We start from the raw sequence: 19,154 nt of genomic DNA on the forward strand, positions 1-19,154 counted from the left end.
GACCGGTCGCACTTTACGGCGACGGGGCGATTTGCAGCAGCATCTGCCGCACCTTGTCGGCCTCATTCACTTTCAAACGCACGGGCAGGGTGATGACCTTGCTGCGAAACGCCGGTGGCAGGCGCACGGCGTCTTTTTCTGTTGTTACCATTTGCGCGCCCAGCAGGCGGGCCTCGTTTTCTAACCGGGTCATAAGGGCAGGGGTCAGCGGTTGGTGATCGTCCAGTGCCTCGGCCCGCAAGAGTGTCGCGCCCTGTTGGCGCAAGGTGGCAAAGAACTTTTCAGGATGACCGATCCCTGCAAAGGCCAGAACCGGCGTATCTGCCCAATCCATACCGGTTTGCAGGGGCTCAACCGCGCCGGTGGCGTGGGGCACGGTCAGCTTCGCTTCCCAGCGATCGGCAAATTGGGTTTGCGCGTCGGTATCACCCAGCGACAGTACCAGATCGGCGCGTTGCAATCCGGTTTCAACAGGTTCACGTAAAGGCCCGGCAGGCAGACACAGCCCATTGCCGAATCCGCGCGCCGCATCGACCACGATGACCGAGAAATCCTTGGCGACCGAGGGGTTCTGAAACCCGTCGTCCAGCAGGATCACACTGGCCCCGGCTTCGGCCGCCGCGCGCGCGCCGGCGGCGCGGTCCTTGGCCACCCAAACCTCAGCAAATGCGGCCAGCAACAGGGGTTCATCCCCGACTTGCGCGGCGGTGTGTTTGGATGGGTCAACCTGCACGGGCCCTTCTAACGAACCTCCATGGCCACGCGTCACCACATGCGTTTCGTGCCAGGCGTCGCGCAATTGCTCGATCATCCAGATCACGGTTGGGGTCTTGCCGGTGCCACCCGCGTTCAGGTTGCCGATGCAGATGACCGGGACGCCAGGTTTAACCCCCGGTTCCGACGCAACCCGCCGGGCGGTTGCGGCGGCATAAATACGGCCAAGCGGTGCCAGTAGTCTGGCACGCATATCCAGCCGGTTGGGGGCGGTGTTCCAAAAACCAGGTGCTCTCATCAATCCGCACTCCGCTGATCCAAGCAATCCTGCACCATATCGATCAGGTGATCCGCTTGTGGTGCGCCTTCGGATACGATCTGCCATCCGGCCAACGCCATATCTGCAGCTCGGTCAGGCGATAGCAGCTCGACCACGGCGTCGCCCAGTTCGGTTGCGGATCTGACCATGCGGGCAGCCCCGGCCCGATCCAGTTGATCGTACATCTGCTGATGACGATGCACAAACGGGCCGTGGATGACGGACGACCCAAGGGCAACGGCAACAAGTGGATCGCGCCCACCCGCGTCGCGCTCTAGCGAACTGCCCATGAATGTGACTGGCGAGACCCGGTGCCACAGGCCCAGATCTTCGGAGTGGGCGGACAGGATAACCTGCGTGTTGTCTTCGATCTGACCGCTGGTGTCCCAATTGGTACAACGCAGATCCATCGTCTCAAGGCGGTTTTGCAGTGGTTCTGCCTCGGCGGTGTCTGCCACATGCAGCACCAGTGTCAGCCGGGGCAACATCCGCAATGCCTGGCGATGGGCACTAAGGATCGAGATGAACTCTTTGTCCCGCACACATGCTGCCAACCAGACCGGACGCCCCGCCAGTGCGTGATTGGTTTCGATCAGTTCATCCTCGGGCCAGGGCTGCGGGTTCGGGCTGACATACAATGGTGGAGAATCGGTGACTTTGCCCGACGTTATGCCAAGACGACGGATTGTCCGGGTGGTCTCCGAATTCGTGGTCAGGATGGTTTTGAAACAGTCTAAAGTAAAACGGGTGATGTCCGGCAGCCACCGGGCGCCGCGCGCGATCTTTATATCGACCCGTGCTTCGATCAGGATCAGGGGAATACCGCGCTCTTCGGCGCGCGTGATAACATTGGGCATCAGCCCGCCCCCGACCCACAGGCCGATTTCGGGGTGCCAATGGTCCAGAAACGCGCGTGCTGCCCCCGCTTGTTCCGAGGGCAGGTTCACCAGCGGGTAGTCTCCTTGCTCCCAAAGGCTCAGGTCGGCTTCGGCGGGCACTGTCAGCAGCACATGCAAAGTGGGTCGAACCTGCTGCAGCCTATGGCAGAAATCTACGACCGCGCGCTGGCGATCCTGCGCGTTGATATGGACCCATAGCAACTCGCCCTCAGGGCGCTGGATCTCGGGTTGGCTGCTCGGGTTGGACACGCCCCAGGACAGAACCCGATAGGCTGCCAGGCTGAGGGATCGCGGTCGGCTCATGGGCGGATTCCGGTGCTGCCCGGGTCAAGCTGTGCGTGCAGGGTGTCATGAATGGGCGTGCCGGCCGCGATCACGCCGTTCAGGCGCGGATGGGCGTTGTTGAACCGCAAGGGTTGCGCCAACCGGTCGGAACAGCGGCCGCCAGCCTCGCGGATAAGCAGGTCGCCCGCGGCGATATCCCATTCCCAACTGGGCCGCAGCGTCAGCATCCCGTCGAAACGCCCTTGTCCGACCAGCGCCATTCGATAGGCCAGTGACGGGCGATAGACCCGTTCAAAGTCAGGCACCTGACCCTGCCGCCAATGGTGTGGCTTCATATTGGGTTTGGCCGCCAATATTTGCGCCGTGTCCAGCGTCGTGACGCCCGAGACGTGGATCGCCGCCCCATTCAGAAACGCGCCTTGTCCTTTGGCCGCAGTATACAGCAGATCGCGCAGTGGCAGGTAAATTACAGCCGCAATCACTTCGCCCTGTTCTGCAATGGCCAGTGAGTGTGCCCAGGTGCGCGATCCTTCGGCAAAGCTGCGGGTGCCGTCGATCGGATCGATGATGAACACCCGGTCCTTCGTCAGCCGGTCAGTGGAATCCTCGGTTTCTTCGCTCAGCCAGCCATAGCATGGCCGGGCGGCGGGCAGGCGCTGTTCCAGCATGGCGTTGACGGCCAGATCGGCCTCGGTCACCGGTCCGGCGCCGTCGGGTTTATCCCAGCGCTGCGCCGTTGTGCCCGAGTATCGGGTGGCGATCTTTCCGGCCTCTAATGCGGCGTCGATCAAAAGTTGCAGGTCAGCTGCCGGCAAGTGTCATTCCTTCGATCAGCACCGACGGAACCACCCGCGACAGATACGGGCGCGCGTCGTTTGCCGGGATGATCCGTTTCAACATATCGCGCAGGTTGCCCGCGATGGTGCATTCGTTGACCGGATGCGTGATTTCTCCGTTCTCGACCCAAAACCCTGATGCACCGCGTGAATAGTCACCTGTGTTTGGGTTGATGGTCGAGCCGATCATAGATGTCACCAGCAGCCCGGTGCCCATGTCGCGCAGCAAGTCCTGGCGGCTGTGTGTGCCTTGGGTCAGGCTCAGGTTCCAGTTGCTGGGCGAAGGTGGCCCCGACACGCCGCGCGCGGCGTTACCGGTTGAGGTCATGTCCAGCTTGCGCGCGCTGGACAGATCAAGCGTCCAGCCGGTCAGCACGCCGTTTTCGACAATGGCGCGCCGCTGCGTTGCCAGTCCTTCGGCGTCGAAGGGGCGCGAGCCTGCGATGCGTGGGCGGTGCGGGTCTTCGATCAGCGACAGGTGGTCAGGTAACACCTGTTCGCCCAGACAGTCCTTAAGCCAAGACGCGCCCCGCGCGATGGCCGCACCATTGCTGGCCCCCAGCAGGTGACCGATCAGCGAGGATGAGATGCGTTCGTCAAACAGCACCGGAAATGTGCCGGTGGCGGGTTTCTGAGCCCCAACCAGCGCCACAGCACGTTCACCTGCGGTGCGGCCAATTTCCTCGGGGCTGCGCAGGTCGCTTTGAAAGGTGCGGCTGTCGCCGTCATAGTCGCGCTCCATCCCGGTACCTTCGCCCGAGATCGCCACGCATGAGGTCGAGCGGCTGCTGCGGGCATAGCCACCGGAAAAACCGTTGGTTGCTGCCAGATGTACACGGTGCGTGCCATAAGCTGCCGCTGCGTCGGAAACTTGCGATACGCCGTGAACCGCCAGTGCCGTAGCTTCGGCTGCCAGCGCGTCATGCAGCAGGTCTTCGGCCGCTGGTTCCGGGGTGGGGTCGAACAATTCCAATGCGGGCAGATCCCAATCCGTGGCCAACTGGGCCGCATCGGCCAGCCCGGTGAACGGATCCTCGGGGGCTTCGCGGGCCATGGCCACGGCGCGCTCGGCCATCGCGGTCAAGGTTTCCGGGCGGCTGTCAGAGCTGGACACGATCGCCTGCCGCTGCCCCAGGAACACCCGCAGGCCAAGGTCAGTACCCTCGGACCTTTCGGCATGTTCCAGTGCCCCGCTCCGCACTTCGACTGAAACCGAAGAGCCATCGATCACAATAGCATCCGCCGCTTCGGCCCCGGCATTGCGGGCCGCGTCCATCAAGGATTGGCTGATGTCTTCAGGTGTAAGGGTCATGCGGCCTCCGGTTGTATTGCATTGGACCTAGCCTTGGACCGCCCGTCCCGCAAGGCCTCTGGGCAGATAGATCACAGGTCAGACCCCTTAGTTTGGCCCAAATTCAGATGGGGCAGCCGAAGGGTTTACATTTCCATATAAACTTTCATTAGTTGGGACGCATTACAGATTTCCGGGTGACGATCACAACAGATTGAAACTTTCACCCGGGCAAGTGAAGGCAAATAGGAGAGCTTGGCTTGGCTCAGTTTTTCGTAGTTGATTTTGACGAGCCGCATGTCGTTGCCGCGGGCAAAGGGTCGAGCAATATCATCAGCCATTTCACAAGGGTTCTTACCAAGCTGCAAGTCCCTGCTGAAGTTTTGCCTTTCCGGGAACTGATTGAGCGCGGCCCGACAACAGATCCGAAAAGCTATGTATTACTGCATTACAACGAGCTTTTCGTCGTTCAGCATCAAAAAGTAGACTGGCTGCGTGCACGTGAAACAGAGCTTGCTGCTCTGGGTCACAAGGTACTGCATTCCGTTGAACATGGGCGCGTCATTGGCCACAAAGTCCGTCAGAACAAGGTTTTGACGGCCGCGGGCGTTCCCATGCCTAGGTTGATTGAGGCGGGTGACAGTTTCGGCACTGTTTTTTCGAACGAAGTGTCAAACGCGCATGTTCCGGTGCAACTCGTGAGCGACGAAAGGGAATTGGATTCCACGCGGTACAACACCGATTACATCAATTGCAAATACGAATACAAAGGTAAGCCCTGGCATTTATCCATTCGTGCCATGGCGGTAGGCGAACAGGTCTTGTTTTCGTGGATAAGAGCCGGAAAAGGACTCAATGTCCGAACTCGGGGGACGCCGGTTGACGCTGAAATGCTAACACATTTTCACGACCTACTGATCAAACCCAATAGTGACCAAATCCGCGACATCGCGAAAAGCGTCAAGAATGCTGTGGGCGTCGGGCTTTACGCGCATGACATTCTTCCATGCGCAGAAACCGGGAAGTTTTTTCTGTGTGAGACCAACTTCAAATTTTATGAGGGGATGTACCGGTTCCACATGCAGAGCATTGCTAAGGATCTGCCGACACCCGCGTATTTTAATGGTCGAACCGCCGGACGGCGTATCGCACGAGCTCTAGTCCACGAGTTGGATTTGCAGACCTGAGTCAGTTAGCGGGCGAAGCTCTGGTAATATTGAGCTTCGCCCCCCAACATCACTTGATGCGCTGACCGTTGGCCAGTATCTGGCCATCTTCCGTGAACTCGATTTTCGAGTTCAGCGTATCCGGTTCGTCGCCGGGTACGGCCATCAGGCCCATCATCATCCGCGCACCCATCGCGTCGCTTTCGCCGATCACGCCCATGGTGATCAGCGTGTCGATCAATGCGTTGGCGCCCGCCAGCTGAAGGTTCGCCACGCCGGCCGGGGTCGGCAGCCCGTCGAACTCCTCGGTGCTGGAATTGTCGAAAGTAAAGTCCGCGTCACCCGTCAATTTAGCTCCGACCATTGAGACCAGCAATTCGTTGATCTTCAGCGAGTTCAGCTCACCCGGTGCTTCGCCAGATGTTTCCAGAGCCTCGATGGCGGCCGGATCGAAGAAGTTCGTCAGGATTCTTGCGGTTCCGGTGGCGTCCAGCGCGATCGTTGCCGGGTCGCGCGGCAGGGCGCCTGCCGGGTCGAAGATGCTCCACAACACGTCCGACATGGTGAAATCGGTTACGTTGACCGACAGTCCAAAGGGCTGCTCTTCTTCGGATTGCTGCACCGGGAATTCGAACCCTAACCCTGTCTTGGCCATTGCCATCTCGATTGGGAACGGCAGCTCGGCCGTAGTCACGGCGAGGTTTGCGCTGTTTTGTTCGACATCATAAGCCAGACGCTGATCGTCCAAGCTGGCGCCGAACCGGCCACCTTCGGATTGGGTGGCCATCGAAAATGCCTGACCTTCGCTCGTCCCTTCAATCGCGGCCTGACCCGAGGCATAGGTGAACAGACCCGAGAATGAGACCCCGCCGTTGAAGAAGGATTGCGGATCGGTGCCGTCGAAATCTTCGGGGATCACGTTGGTGCCTTCGAAGGTCAATTGGTTCATCGACCCGTTGATCTCGCCATCATCTGATCCTTCGGGATCGGTGAATGCCAGATCATAGGTCAGCCCGGCTGCGGTCATTTTCTGGTCCACAGTGCGGGTTTCGCCGATTTTCATCCGCGAATCTCCGGACAAGTCGGTCAGTTTGAAATCCATGGCCAGCATGTCGTTGGGCAGGGTCTCATCCTCGACCTGTACGCCACCCAGTTTCAGACCAAGTGTGGGCGCGGAATAATCATAAGTCATATCGTCCGGTTGGCCCGAAACGACCATCTCAAGCCCGGTATGGTAGTACTCGATATCAACGGAAAACGCCTCCCCCTCTTCCTCGCCGGACAGGGTCATGGGAAAGCTTTCGGGAAAACCGATGCTGACTGTGCCGTCACCATTTTCAGTCAGGGTCATCTGCGGCACGGTCATCTTGAACGATCCGTCCGTGTCCGGCGAAGACAAGGCAACATTCATATCGGTGATCGTGGTCACCCCGCCCGAGATGGATTGTTCCGCCGAAACCGTATAGCCCATCTGGGACAGGTAGGCCTGCCAATCATCCCAAACCTGCTGGGCGGTGACATCGGCGAACGCGCCCTGAGTGACAACGGCATAGGCCAGAACTGCGCCGCTGCTGCGGCGGAGGAAAGCGGACATTTGAGAACCCTTCTTGATCAAATTTGCCGGCATCGTCGTGCCTGAGGCCGCAGGCGTCAAGGGGCAAGGGCTGGACCCTTTCCCCGTTGGCACGGTAAAGATTCACACAATCTAAAAACAACGGAGGTACAGGGTCCGTATGCAGGGTAAAACCGTACTGATAACAGGGGCCAGTCGTGGCATCGGGGCCGAAGCGGGGCGCGTATTTGCCGCAGCGGGGGCAAATGTCGCGCTAGTGGCCCGTAACCTCGACCAGATTGATGCGCTGGCTGCTGCATTGGGTGACAATGCTATCGCGCTGCAATGCGATGTCAGCGATTTTGCGCAGGTCGAACAGGCCGTTGCGGATTGTATCGACCGTTTTGGCGGGCTGGACGTTTTGATCGGCAACGCGGGTGTCATTGATCCGATCTTTCACTTGTCCAATGCCGATGTCGCCGCGTGGAGCCAGGCAATCGACATCAACCTCAAAGGTGTCTTCTACGGAATGCGCGCCGCGTTACCGGTTATGCGCGCGGCGGGCGGGGGCACGGTGATCACGGTTTCTTCGGGCGCGGCGACAAACCCGATCGAGGCGTGGAGCCACTACTGCGCCTCGAAAGCCGGGGCTAAAATGCTGACCGAATGCCTGCATCTTGAAAATTCAATGCACGGCATTCGTGCTATGGGCCTGTCGCCGGGCACCGTGGCCACGGATATGCAGCGGGTGATCAAGGCGAGCGGCATCAATGCCGTTAGCCAGCTGGATTGGGATGATCACATTCCCGCCGATTGGCCTGCACGGGCATTGCTGTGGATGTGTTCGACGGATGCAGATGAGTTTCTGGGCTCAGAAATCTCGCTGCGACGCGAAGATATCCGGCAAAGGGTAGGGCTGACGTGATCAAACTAACCAAGAAGGACGGGTTGTGGACGGTCACACTCAACAACCCGCAAAAGGCCAATGCACTGACCGAGGCGATGCTGAGTGAACTGGTTGAGATCGCCGAAGCTGCTAATGAGGCGCGGGCCCTGATCCTGACAGGTGAGGGTAAGGTGTTCAGCGCCGGGGCCGATCTGGATGAGGTCCGTGCAGGGCTGGCGACCTCGGATCTTTGGGAGAGGTTGTCAGGCGCCATCGCGGCCTTGCCGTGTCTGACGGTGGCTGCTTTGAACGGGACGCTGGCGGGCGGTGCCAACGGGATGGTGCTGGCCTGTGACCTCCGAATCGCGGTGCCGCAAGCCAAGTTCTTTTATCCTGTGATGAAGCTGGGGTTTTTGCCGCAACCCTCGGACCCGGTGCGTATGGCTGCCCTAATCGGGCCATCACGCACCAAGATGATTCTGATGGCCGGTCAAAAGATCACGGCAGAGGAAGCGTACGGTTTCGGTCTGGTCGACCGGGTTGTCGACCCTGATCAACTGATGCCAACGGCGCATGAACTGGTGGCAGACAGCCTGGCCGCCGATCCCCGAATTGCCGCTGGAATCGCAAGGATGAGCCAATGAAATTGTCCGCCGTGCTGCTGCGTGTTGCCGACCCCATGCAACTGACTGATTTTTATACGGATGTTCTGGGTATGACGGCGCGTGCGCAGGGGGCGAATTATCGCATTGGCTATGGTGGGCAGGACGCGGACCTGCTGCTGATGCCGGGTGGGGGCGGATATGCCCACGATGGTGGACAGCGGTATTGGAAGATCGGTATTACCGTGCCCGATGTTGACCTGGCTGTTTCTCGTCTGCGTGAAAAAGGCGTCGAGGTCTCGGAGCCGAAACAGTTCCGCGACATCGGCTATATGTGCCACCTGAAAGACCCCGAAGGGTTTGTGATCGAGCTGCTGCAACACGACTTTCAGGGCAACCGTCCTGACAACGCAGCCGACCCTGCCGCACCATTCGCCAATGCCTGCATCGGCCAGATCACCTTGCGGACAGGGGACATAGCCGCCGAGGATGCGTTCTGTCGGGCGCAAGGCATGCGACTGCTTTCAGTGCAGGATGTGGCCCAATACGGGTTCGACCTGCATTTCTATGCCTTCACCGATGATGTGCCGCCTAATCCGGACCTTTGGTCCGTTGAGAACCGCGAATGGCTTTGGAAACGTCCCTATACCACGCTGGAATTCCAACATATCGCCGGGGCGCAGTTTGCGCCGGCGCCGGATTACAGGGGGTTAGAGGTTCAGGGGCTGTCGACGTCCCTGAGGGATGCTTTTGGTGATCCGGTGCGGCCTGGCTGATCAGCGCCCACGTCGCTTGCCCGGAACTTTCGACCAAAATCCGGGTGGTCGTTTGCGCACCCAGATCAGGAATTTCTCCAGACGCGGGTGGGTGCGCAGAGCCTCGACCGTATTGAACGCGCGGGCCAATTCGCCCTCGGTCAGGGTGGCGTGGATCTCTTTGTGGCAAATCACATGCAGCAAAACCGTGGGTCCGCCCTTGCCCCCTTTGAGTTTTGGGATCAGATGGTGCAGGCTGCCGCCCCCATCCGGGATGGGGCGGTCACAGAGCGGGCAGATCGGATCGCTGTCTGACATGGCAGGTACAGATTTGCGCTGGATAGCGTGAAAGGCAAGGGGACGGACATGGCGCAGGCAGTGGTGATCGGGGCCGGACCCGCAGGCCTGATGGCGGCAGGGGAACTGGCCGCTGCTGGCCATGACGTGATGGTGGCCGAGGCCAAGCCATCAGTCGCACGCAAGTTTCTGATGGCGGGCAAGTCGGGTCTGAACCTGACCAAGGACGAACCGTTCGAAACTTTGCTGCAATCCTACGGAGAGGCGGCGGAGTGGCTGCGTCCGATGATTGCTGAGTTCGACGCCGCCGAGGTGCAGGACTGGGCGCGGGGTTTGGGGCAGAAGCTGTTTACCGGCTCGACCGGGCGGGTTTTCCCGACAGTGATGAAAGCCTCGCCGCTGTTGCGCGCATGGCTGAGGAGGCTTGAGGGCGCGGGCGTTCGGATACAAACCCGCTGGCGTTGGTTGGGATGGGACGGCGATGCGCTGATTTTCCATACGTCTGAGGGTACACAGAGCCTGAAGCCGGATGTGACCATTCTGGCGCTGGGCGGGGCCAGCTGGGCGCGGTTGGGGTCAGACGGTCAATGGGCGGATATCTTGCAACAGAAAGGCGTCGCGCTGACACCCTTCGCCCCGGCGAATTCCGCCTTGTCCGTTGACTGGAGCCCCCACATGACCCCGCATTTCGGCGCGGCGCTGAAATCGGTGCGTTGGATGGCCGGAGAGCTGGACAGCCGCGGAGAAGCCACGATATCGGCAACGGGGCTTGAGGGCGGCGGGTTGTATTCTTTGACCCCGGCTTTGCGCGCCGGTGCGGACCTGTTAGTCGATCTTGTGCCCGATCTGGACGCAGTGGCGCTACAGTCGCGGTTGGCTGCAAAGAATTCCAAGACCACACTGTCACAATGGCTGAAGAAGTCATTGAAGCTGCCGCGGCAAAAGGTTGCGTTGTTCCATGAGATGTCGAAACGTTGTGGATTGCCGCAATCCTCTGAGGCCACTGCACTCAAACAACTTCCTGTTTCCGGGGCTGCCCTGCGCCCGATGGATGAAGCCATTTCAACGTCTGGTGGGGTCAGATGTACAGCGCTGGACGAGGGGCTAATGCTGACTGCAATGCCCGGCGTGTTCTGCGCCGGAGAGATGCTGGATTGGGAAGCTCCGACCGGGGGCTATCTGCTGACCGCTTGCATGGCGACTGGGCGATGGGCCGGGCGTTCGGCTGTGGATTGGTTGCGCACCGGTTAGCGGGATCGGGCCAGCATAGCCAGACGGATCATTGCGCGTTCCACCAGTGCCATGGCAGGCGCAGTCTGCCCAGCTGAGCGCAGTGACAGGTCAGTATCAGTCAGAACTGTCAGAGCCGTTTGCAACTTCGGTGCCCCCCAGCCCTGGGCCTGGCGTAAAATCCGGTCGCGGCGTTTGCCATAGACCGGTGGCCGCAGCTTACCGATGCCCTGTGCCGCCCCGCCGGGGTCCGAGGCACAGGCATACAATGTGCGAAAGTGCCGGGTTGCGCCGATACACAGGCTGACCGCATTGGTGCCCTGTGATTGCAGCCGTCGGATCAGCGGACCGATCTCTCCGGCGCGGCCTTCAGCGACCACGTTTAAAACATCATCCAACGCTGCCTCGGTCGAGCGGGGCGCGCAAGCTTCGATATCTTCGATGGCCAGTTCGGAACTGTCTCCACGTTTATAGAGCGACAGTTTTTCAATGGTTTGCGTGAAGTCTCCGGGGCTGATGCCGGTGGCCAGTTCAGCAACGGCAGACATCGAATCGCGAGGGATGTTCTGCAACCCGGCCTGAGTCAGAATACGTTCGATCTCGGTCCGCGAGGGTGGGTCGTCATAGATGCCGACGGCATAGGCAGCGGGATGCGCCTCGAACGCCTTGCGGACTTTCGAGCTTGGTTTCAGCTGCCCGGCGGTGACGATGATCTGGGCATCACCGGGGGCCCAATCCTCGAACGCGGCGGTAATCGCCGGGGCGGCGGTGTCGGTGGTGTCTTCGACGAATACGGCGCGGGGGCCTGGGAAAAACCCCACGGCCTTGACCGCATCCAACAAAAGTGCAGGATCGCCGCGCAAATCCGTGCCCGGAATGCGGGTCAGGCGCATTTCCTCTTCGGCATTGGCGCCCAGAAGTGCCGACAGAACCTGCTGGCGTTTCAGTGCCACGCGCATCGTATCCGCACCATAAATCAAGAGCCCGGCCTTGTCGGCGTCGGGCCGGGCGAAATACCCTTCAGCCTCGCGCGGGCTGAGCTTCATGAACCAAGGCCTGGCGCAGCATAGAGTTCGTTTACGATCTGATCCGACAGGATCGCCATCAGCCGTTTGCGGGCGTCGCGTTCGTCCGCCAGCGTGGACACTGTCGATCCGGCGGCAGAATAGCTGACGAAATTCTCGACCGTGCCCGAGGCAATGACCTGACCGGTCTCGTTTGATTTGAGCGTGTAGCTAGACCTGCCTTCGATGGTATAGCGGTTGGTTTCGTTCGTCGAAGTGATCGCTGACCGCTGGAAAGCAATCGAGACGTTTACATTCAGATTGTATTCGCTGCCCGAGGTCGCGCTGCGCCCCAGCCGCTGTTCCAGATTTTGGACCAGCAAATAGGTGTCGACCGAGTTTGGCGCTGAAACGGCGACCTTGCCGTTCAGGGCCGCACCCGAACCACCGGGCGCGTAGACCGGTTCAAAGCCGCAGGCAGCCAACACCAGCGGTATCATCAACAGGATTCTGCGGTTAAACAACGACATTTACGATCCGGCCCGGGACAACAATAACCTTCTTAGGCGCATTGCCATCCAGCGCCTTTTGCACAGCTTCGGTGCTGAGCGCTATTTTTTCAACCTCGTCCTTCGCCATATCCTTGGCCACGCTGATTTCCGCGCGGCGCTTGCCGTTGATCTGAATCGGCAGGGTCACCGTGTCGTCGACCAGCATCGCCTGATCCGCAACGGGCCATGGGGCTACCGCCACCAAGCCTTCGCCGCCTTGATGTGCCCAGATGTCTTCTGCAAGGTGCGGCGTCATCGGCGACATCAGCTGCGCCAGCGTTTTTATTGCCTGCTTTTGCGCCGCAGCGCCAGCTTTGGATTTTGCCAGCGTATTGGTGAAGGCGTAGAGTTTCGCGATCGCTGCGTTGAAGCCAAAGCTCTCAACGCCAAGGGTTACGTCGTGGATGGTCTTGTGCATCTCGCGCAAGAGCTCTTGATCGCCTTCCCCTTCGGCTGCTGGGTTCATGGCCCCGATCTTGTCGCAGAGGTTCCATACCCGGCTGAGGTGCTTATAGGCGGCCTCGGCCCCGGACGCGGTCCATTCCACATCGCGCTCGGGCGGCGAATCGGACAGCACGAACCAGCGCGCGGTGTCGGCACCGAACGCCGAGATAATGCTGACAGGGTCGACCACGTTCTTCTTGGATTTCGACATCTTGGCCGAAGGGATGATCTCGACCTCGGTGCCGTCTGCCAGTTTGCCGTCGGTCACATCCTCGGGCAGGTGATAGACCGGGCGGCCGTTTTCGTCGCGGGTCTGGTAAATCTCGTGGGTCACCATGCCTTGGGTGAACAGCGCATCGAAGGGTTCGATGGCCTTTTTGGGCAGATGGCCCGTGATGTTCATCGCCCGCGCGAAGAAGCGGGAATAGAGCAGGTGGAGAATCGCGTGCTCGATGCCGCCGATATACTGGTCCACATTCATCCAGTATTCGGCCTCAGCCAAATCAGTGGGCGTTTCGGCGCGCGGGGCGGTGAAGCGGGCGAAATACCACGACGAATCGACAAACGTATCCATCGTGTCGGTTTCTCGCTTGGCCGGGGCGCCGCAGTTCGGGCACGAACAGTCGCGCCAGGTCGGATGACGGTCCAGCGGGTTGCCTGGTTTGTCAAAGGTGACATCATCGGGCAGGCGGACCGGCAGGTTCTCTTTCTTCTCGGGCACCACACCGCAGCTGTCGCAATGGACAACGGGAATCGGGCAACCCCAATAGCGCTGGCGGGAAAGGCCCCAGTCTCGCAGGCGGTATTTGGTGACGCCTTCGCCCCAGCCTGCCTTTTCGGCAAAATCCACGGTGGCGTTGATAGCCTCGTCGCCTGTCGCCTCGGTCAGGCCCGCGAAATGGTTCACCCAACGGACTTTCTCGGTTTTCGGCGGGACAAAGGCGATCTTGTCGACCGGAGTGGCGTCATCCAGCGCAAAGAACGTATCGACCACGGGCAGGCCGTATTTGCGGCAGAAATCCAAGTCGCGCTGGTCATGCGCGGGGCAGGCAAAGATCGCGCCCGTGCCATAGTCCATCAGGATGAAGTTGGCGATCCAAACTGGCAGTTCCCAGCTTGGGTCCAGCGGGTGCTTGACGCGGATCCCGGTATCGTAACCCAGCTTTTCAGCCGTTTCGATGGCTTCTTCGGTGGTGCCACCTTTGCGACATTCAGCCACGAATTCAGCAACTTCGGGGTTCTCGGCTTCCAATTGCTTGGCAATCGGGTGATCCGGCGAGATGCCCACAAACGACGCGCCCAGCAGCGTGTCGGGGCGCGTCGTATAGACGGTGATCGGTTCGCCTCCGTCCGTGCGCTCGAACCCGAATTGCAGGCCGCGTGACTTGCCGATCCAGTTTTCCTGCATCAAGCGGACCTTTGCGGGCCAGTTTTCCAACGTGTCCAGTGCGTCGAGCAGTTCCTCTGAATAGTCCGAGATCTTGAAGAACCATTGGGTCAACTCGCGGCGTTCAACCAACGCGCCCGAGCGCCAGCCGCGCCCTTGTTCCACCTGCTCGTTGGCCAGAACGGTCATGTCGACCGGGTCCCAATTCACAACGGCGTTCTTGCGGTAAACAAGCCCAGCATCGAGCATATCCAGAAACAACGCCTGTTGCTGGCCGTAATATTCTGGGTCACAGGTTGCAAACTCACGCGACCAATCGATCGACAGGCCCAATGGCTTCATTTGCCCCCGCATGTCGGCGATGTTCCCGTAGGTCCAGTCTTTGGGGTGGCCACCGATGGCCATAGCGGCATTTTCCGCAGGCATTCCGAAGGCGTCCCAACCCATCGGGTGCAATACGTTGTGGCCGGTCGCCAGTTTGTGTCGCGCGATCACGTCGCCCATCGTATAGTTGCGCACATGTCCCATATGGATTCGGCCCGACGGGTAAGGGAACATCTCAAGCACATAGTATTTCGGCTTGTCCGCCTTGTGGTTGGCGGTGAAGATTCCGGCCTTGTCCCAGGCCTCTTGCCATTTTGCTTCGATTTCGTTGGCCGAGTAGCGAGACATCGTACGGTCCTTCGTGAATGAAAACGCCGGGTAGGAACCCGGCGTGGTATTAGTGTGATTTTCGACGAGTTGCTAGAACTTGTTGTCCGCAATGCGCAACTGACGGGCGCGGGACAGGATTGCATCTTCGACTGCGCGGGTCGTGGCCGCACTGACCGGGGCGCCACCGCTGGTCTGCAGCGAGACCGACAGAGACCGCGCCGCCAGGGCCGGGTCACTGATGTGAACTGTCGCGCGATACTGCCGCCCTCCACCCGGAGGTGTGCCGTACCCGGTCACGATTACCCCGGTAAAGGGATCAACTTCCTGAACCGGCAGGAAATTCAATACATCCAGCGACGCCGTCCAAAGATAGCGATTCACATTTGTGATCTGTTCAGCATTGGCCGTGTTGAACACATCCCAGATGGTCTCGCGATTCGGATCGTTGAGCTGGCGCTCATCGGTTTTACCCGCATCGAGATTCGTAGTGTACTCGGTTGGTGCGGCCCGATTCTGTCCGCAGGCGGACACGGCAGCAGTCATTATGATCAAACCGAAAATCGTCTGCAGGCGCATTATCGACTGGTCCTGTTCACTTTGGTCAACGTTGTCAATTGTTACTCCTAGACAAGGACCCGTTCAGCAACAACCCTATTATTGTCACATATCAGTGGTCGTAGGGCTTACCGATGCCCAAAAACAGACTGTGGCATCCTTGCACCAATTTTCCCTCAATGCAGCCGAGTCATTTATGCCAAGCTTGCGTGTTGGGGGCAAAAAGAGCGAAACGGTTCCCGTGCTGAGACATGTGCTGAGGCATGTGTCGAGTAGAAAAACTTTTGAAACCGAGGGAAACAAGATGAAAAAAGTTCTCTTCGCATCGACAGCTCTGATTGCAACCGCAGGTGTTGCAGCGGCTGATTCCGGTGTAAACTTGAGCGGTTATGGCCGTTTCGGTATTGGCTACGTTGAAGATCGCGCCAATGCGACCGGCGTAACTGCTGCCACTCTGACCACCGTGAACGGCGGAACTACAGCAGGTGTCATCCCGACCTTTGCTGATTCCGACGACGCGATCCTGGTATCGCGCTTCCGTCTGAACATCGACGGTTTCACTGAAACCGACGGTGGCGTTCGCTTTGAAGGCCGTGTTCGTCTGCAAGCCGACGAAAACTCGTCGACCGGCGAAGCCAACTCCGCTGGCCTGAACGGCGCGCGCTTCTCGGTTATCTACGGTGGTCTGCGTGTTGACGCCGGCAACGTTGCCGGTTCGTTCGACAACTTGGCAAACTACTACGGTAACGAAGTTGGTCTGGAACTGTTCGCAGGTCAGTATTCGGGTGTTGACTACAGCTTCCTGTCGTACACCTCGACCGGTTCGGGCGCGAACGCAGTGTTCTTCCAGTACGCAGTTGGCGACTTCGCTTTCGGCGCATCGTATGACCAGCGCACCATCTTCCTGAACGACGGCCTGGGCGGCACCATCGACGCCGACCGTTGGGACGTGAGCGCGACCTACACCTTCAACAACATCACCGCAGCTATTGCTTATGGTCAAACTGACGCTGGTGTTTCGGGTGTTTCGGATCCAGAACTGCTGGTTTTCACCCTGGGTGCTGAATTCGGTGACTTCTCGGGTACCCTGTTCGTGGCTGACGAAGACAATACCGCTCCTGCTCTGATCGGTACTCGCTTCTATGAAACCGACGGCACCGCTTGGGGTGTGTCGGGTGCCTACAACCTGGGCGCAGCAACCACCCTGCTGTTCACCTACGGTGACGGTAGCGCGGACGCTGACCTTCAGCAGATTGCTATCGGCGCAAGCTATGACCTGGGCGGCGGCGCGTCGTTGGTCGGTGGTATCGGCCGCAACGATTGTTCGGTTTGCGAAGACTCCATCCAGGCTGACTTTGGTGCAATCTTCAACTTCTAAGTTGGGTTGAACCGCAAAGTTTAAGGGCAGGTCTTCGGACCTGCCCTTTTCTTTTTTGCCGACATGGTGTTTTCCTGCGCTGAAAGCAGATTGAGGAAGCTTATGTCGCTGCAAGATATCACTGCCCGTATTTCCAAAGCCGAAACTGCCGCCGGGCGACCTGCCGGTTCTGTCAAACTGATCGCCGTATCAAAAGTGCAGCCGAACGAACGTGTGCAGGCTGTTCTGGAGCAGGGCCATCGGTGTTTTGGTGAAAATCGGGTTCAAGAGGCCGTAGGTAAATGGCCGGGTTTCATGGAGCAGTTCGCCGACATTGATCTGCATCTGATTGGCCCGCTTCAAACCAACAAGGCCCGTCAAGCGATTGAGCTGGTCAACTCTATCCACTCGGTGGACCGGCCCAAGCTGGCCAAAACGCTGGCGCGGCTGGCACAAGAGGTCGGCACCTGCCCGGATCTGTTCATTCAGGTCAATACCGGGGAAGAGGATCAAAAGGCCGGTATCCTGCCTGCCGAGGCGGATACGTTCATTGCAGAATGCCGGGGGCTGGACCTGCCGATCCAGGGACTGATGTGTATCCCACCCGTCGATGAGGAACCCTCACTGCATTTCGCACTGCTGGCGAAAATAGCCGAGCGCAACGGGCTGACTGGTCTATCGATGGGTATGAGCGGTGATTTCGAACAAGCCATTGCGCTGGGGGCAACCCATGTGCGCGTGGGCTCGGCCATTTTTGGTGAACGGGTCAGGCCGCAGGAATAATTACACGCGTGCCAGGCGAAATCTGGCGCGCGATCCAATGCAGGTGGTCCCGGCGGAAGGCTACGCAACCCTCGGTCGGGAATCCCGGGCGGCGCCATTGGTGAACAAAGATCGCCGATCCGTAGCCCGGTATCGCATTGGGCCAGTTCCAATCGGTGATCAACACCAGATCATACAGCGGATCTGCGCGGCGCAGCTTTTCATGGCTAAAGTCATAGGGCGCGCTGACCATATTATTGTACTGGTCGTCCCGCCCGTCATCCGACCAAAGATCGCGCGGACCGATGGGAATCGCCCAAGAGGCCGGTTTGGCCATGCGATCTGGCCGGTACAGCATCCCCACGATGTGATGTACACCCGTGGGCGTGGCGCCATCCCCTTCGCGTTTTGCGTGGCTCAACCCACCTTTGCCGATTGTGCAGGGAAAAACACGCCCGGCAAATCGTACTCCGCGCGGTGTCAGGACCAGATCATTCGGCGTCACAGCAGATGCCCGGACTTGGCCGCTTTGGTCGCAAGATATCCGCGGTTATGGGCGGTTTCGCCAACCTTCAGCGGCACGCGCTCGGTCACGGCGATACCGGTCTTCTCCATCATCGCGATCTTTGCCGGGTTGTTGGTCAGCAACCGGACCGAGTTGAACCCCAGAGATTTGAGAATGTCCGAACCCAGCCTGAAATCCCGCTCATCATCCTCGAAACCCAAACGATGATTAGCTTCGACCGTGTCGAACCCCTGATCCTGCAGGAAATAGGCGCGCATCTTGTTGGCAAGGCCAATCCCGCGCCCTTCCTGGTTCAAATACAGCAGCACCCCGGCCCCTTCCGAGCCCATCTGCGCCAGCGCACCACGCAATTGCGGACCGCAGTCGCATTTCAGACTGCCCATAAGGTCTCCGGTAAAACAGGCCGAATGCAAACGGGCCAAAACCGGTTTATCCCGATCAGGGCGGCCGATCTCGACTGCGTAATGTTCCTCGCCACCGTCTTCGGGGCGAAAAACGTGCAAACGACCGGCCTCGGATACTTCCATCGGCAGGCGGGCGGCAACCACAGCATGAAGCTCACTGCGATCGGCCAGATGTGGCGCAGCGCGGGTGTGGTCAATGCATGTCAGGCCATGTGCCGCAGCAAAGCCGCGCCCATCCTCAATGGGCATCACAACGGCTGCGGGTAGCAATCGCGCCGATTTGGTGAGGGCGATTGCGATGCGGTGCAGGTTGGCGTTGCCCTGACGTTCGGTCATCAGGGGGCCCTTCATCGGAGCGTTCAGGTCGTCTGACGGATCGGCCACCGCCTGCACCCAGGTCATATCGGCATCGGCAGGGATAATCACACGCGCCAGATCGCCATCATAAGACCGGGCCTTCAGCGTTTCCGCCCGCCGCACAGTGACAGCAACCACCGGGTCGCCACCAAGCCCGCGCAGATCCGCGAGCCGTTGCGCGCTCAGGGTCTCAGCCGCGATGGCCAGCACGCTGAACCCGCTGTCGTCGGTCAATGCGACGGGAACCCCCATGCGCAGATCGGCGCGGGCCCGCGCCAGCAATTCTGAAATATCCGGGATCAGACTCATTTATGTTACCCT

Annotated in this window: 19 protein-coding genes; 7 read left to right on the forward strand and 12 right to left on the reverse strand. The window is 59.6% G+C overall.

Going from position 1 to position 19,154, the window contains the following annotated elements; all coding sequences use genetic code 11:
* Positions 1 to 13: 13 nt before the first annotated feature.
* The 4 genes from lpxK to ACR0B0_RS16100 are packed head-to-tail and all read right to left on the reverse strand — an operon-like array spanning position 14 to position 4,365.
* Entirely contained in the window at positions 14 to 1,012 is a 999-nt protein-coding gene (lpxK, locus tag ACR0B0_RS16085) for a tetraacyldisaccharide 4'-kinase (protein ID WP_480648677.1), read from the reverse strand.
* Positions 1,012 to 2,235: a 3-deoxy-D-manno-octulosonic acid transferase gene (locus tag ACR0B0_RS16090; protein ID WP_480648679.1), complete on the reverse strand. Its 1,224-nt coding sequence runs from the start codon at positions 2,233 to 2,235 to the stop codon at positions 1,012 to 1,014. The genes lpxK and ACR0B0_RS16090 overlap by 1 nt, the downstream gene beginning before the upstream one ends.
* Positions 2,232 to 3,032 carry an inositol monophosphatase family protein gene (locus ACR0B0_RS16095; protein ID WP_170413906.1) on the reverse strand — a complete coding sequence of 267 codons (801 nt, stop codon included), beginning with the start codon at positions 3,030 to 3,032 and terminating at the stop codon, positions 2,232 to 2,234. Before ACR0B0_RS16095 ends, ACR0B0_RS16090 begins: the two co-directional genes overlap by 4 nt.
* A complete protein-coding gene (locus tag ACR0B0_RS16100) occupies positions 3,019 to 4,365 on the reverse strand; it encodes a TldD/PmbA family protein (RefSeq protein WP_170413903.1) in 1,347 nt (448 codons plus the stop codon). The genes ACR0B0_RS16095 and ACR0B0_RS16100 overlap by 14 nt, the downstream gene beginning before the upstream one ends.
* Positions 4,366 to 4,604: 239 nt before the next feature.
* Here ACR0B0_RS16100 and ACR0B0_RS16105 point away from each other — a divergent pair, with 239 nt between their 5' ends.
* Positions 4,605 to 5,531 (forward strand): hypothetical protein, encoded by a 927-nt coding sequence (locus tag ACR0B0_RS16105; protein ID WP_480648681.1) that lies wholly within the window; start codon positions 4,605 to 4,607, stop codon positions 5,529 to 5,531.
* A 49-nt stretch (positions 5,532 to 5,580) separates the two neighbouring features.
* On the opposite strand, the gene ACR0B0_RS16110 is transcribed toward ACR0B0_RS16105, so the two are convergent.
* Positions 5,581 to 7,104, reverse strand: coding sequence for a DUF2125 domain-containing protein (locus tag ACR0B0_RS16110; protein WP_480648683.1), 1,524 nt, complete (start codon positions 7,102 to 7,104; stop codon positions 5,581 to 5,583).
* Positions 7,105 to 7,243: 139 nt separating this feature from the next.
* Between ACR0B0_RS16110 and ACR0B0_RS16115 the strand changes: the two genes are divergently transcribed.
* Genes ACR0B0_RS16115 through ACR0B0_RS16125 form a run of 3 tightly spaced genes read left to right on the forward strand, consistent with a single transcriptional unit; the run spans position 7,244 to position 9,326 of the window.
* Positions 7,244 to 7,987, forward strand: coding sequence for an SDR family oxidoreductase (locus ACR0B0_RS16115; protein ID WP_170351063.1), 744 nt, complete (start codon positions 7,244 to 7,246; stop codon positions 7,985 to 7,987).
* Positions 7,984 to 8,592: an enoyl-CoA hydratase/isomerase family protein gene (locus tag ACR0B0_RS16120; protein ID WP_480648685.1), complete on the forward strand. Its 609-nt coding sequence runs from the start codon at positions 7,984 to 7,986 to the stop codon at positions 8,590 to 8,592. The genes ACR0B0_RS16115 and ACR0B0_RS16120 overlap by 4 nt, the downstream gene beginning before the upstream one ends.
* Entirely contained in the window at positions 8,589 to 9,326 is a 738-nt protein-coding gene (locus ACR0B0_RS16125; protein WP_480648687.1) for a VOC family protein, read from the forward strand. Before ACR0B0_RS16120 ends, ACR0B0_RS16125 begins: the two co-directional genes overlap by 4 nt.
* Here ACR0B0_RS16125 and ACR0B0_RS16130 read toward each other — a convergent pair whose 3' ends face one another.
* The gene (locus tag ACR0B0_RS16130) at positions 9,327 to 9,623 is read right to left on the reverse strand and encodes an HNH endonuclease (RefSeq protein ID WP_170351060.1); all 297 of its coding nucleotides are present in this window, start codon (positions 9,621 to 9,623) and stop codon (positions 9,327 to 9,329) included.
* Positions 9,624 to 9,671: 48 nt separating this feature from the next.
* Between ACR0B0_RS16130 and ACR0B0_RS16135 the strand changes: the two genes are divergently transcribed.
* Positions 9,672 to 10,853 (forward strand): TIGR03862 family flavoprotein, encoded by a 1,182-nt coding sequence (locus tag ACR0B0_RS16135; RefSeq protein ID WP_480648689.1) that lies wholly within the window; start codon positions 9,672 to 9,674, stop codon positions 10,851 to 10,853.
* Here the strand turns inward: ACR0B0_RS16135 and holA are convergent.
* The 4 genes from holA to ACR0B0_RS16155 all read right to left on the reverse strand — a co-directional run bounded on the left by holA (position 10,850) and on the right by ACR0B0_RS16155 (position 15,448).
* The gene (gene holA / locus ACR0B0_RS16140; protein WP_480648691.1) at positions 10,850 to 11,878 is read right to left on the reverse strand and encodes a DNA polymerase III subunit delta; all 1,029 of its coding nucleotides are present in this window, start codon (positions 11,876 to 11,878) and stop codon (positions 10,850 to 10,852) included. The two genes, ACR0B0_RS16135 and holA, sit on opposite strands and share 4 nt — an antisense overlap.
* Positions 11,875 to 12,366: an LPS assembly lipoprotein LptE gene (gene lptE, locus ACR0B0_RS16145; RefSeq protein ID WP_170351057.1), complete on the reverse strand. Its 492-nt coding sequence runs from the start codon at positions 12,364 to 12,366 to the stop codon at positions 11,875 to 11,877. The genes holA and lptE overlap by 4 nt, the downstream gene beginning before the upstream one ends.
* The gene (gene leuS / locus ACR0B0_RS16150) at positions 12,353 to 14,890 is read right to left on the reverse strand and encodes a leucine--tRNA ligase (RefSeq protein WP_480648693.1); all 2,538 of its coding nucleotides are present in this window, start codon (positions 14,888 to 14,890) and stop codon (positions 12,353 to 12,355) included. Before leuS ends, lptE begins: the two co-directional genes overlap by 14 nt.
* Positions 14,891 to 14,962: 72 nt before the next feature.
* A complete protein-coding gene (locus ACR0B0_RS16155) occupies positions 14,963 to 15,448 on the reverse strand; it encodes a DUF3576 domain-containing protein (protein WP_170351055.1) in 486 nt (161 codons plus the stop codon).
* Between the two features lie 283 nt (positions 15,449 to 15,731).
* Here ACR0B0_RS16155 and ACR0B0_RS16160 point away from each other — a divergent pair, with 283 nt between their 5' ends.
* Complete coding sequence (locus ACR0B0_RS16160) at positions 15,732 to 16,805, forward strand: porin (RefSeq protein WP_170351137.1); 1,074 nt, start codon at positions 15,732 to 15,734, stop codon at positions 16,803 to 16,805.
* Between the two features lie 102 nt (positions 16,806 to 16,907).
* Positions 16,908 to 17,567, forward strand: a complete 660-nt coding sequence (locus tag ACR0B0_RS16165; RefSeq protein ID WP_170351054.1) for a YggS family pyridoxal phosphate-dependent enzyme — start codon at positions 16,908 to 16,910, stop codon at positions 17,565 to 17,567.
* Here the strand turns inward: ACR0B0_RS16165 and ACR0B0_RS16170 are convergent.
* Complete coding sequence (locus tag ACR0B0_RS16170) at positions 17,551 to 18,051, reverse strand: L,D-transpeptidase family protein (RefSeq protein ID WP_480648695.1); 501 nt, start codon at positions 18,049 to 18,051, stop codon at positions 17,551 to 17,553. The genes ACR0B0_RS16165 and ACR0B0_RS16170 overlap by 17 nt on opposite strands.
* Positions 18,048 to 19,142: a GTP cyclohydrolase II gene (ribA, locus tag ACR0B0_RS16175; RefSeq protein ID WP_170351052.1), complete on the reverse strand. Its 1,095-nt coding sequence runs from the start codon at positions 19,140 to 19,142 to the stop codon at positions 18,048 to 18,050. Before ribA ends, ACR0B0_RS16170 begins: the two co-directional genes overlap by 4 nt.
* Positions 19,143 to 19,154: the final 12 nt, after the last annotated feature.

It is taken from the genome of Ruegeria sp. BA12 (assembly GCF_056539625.1).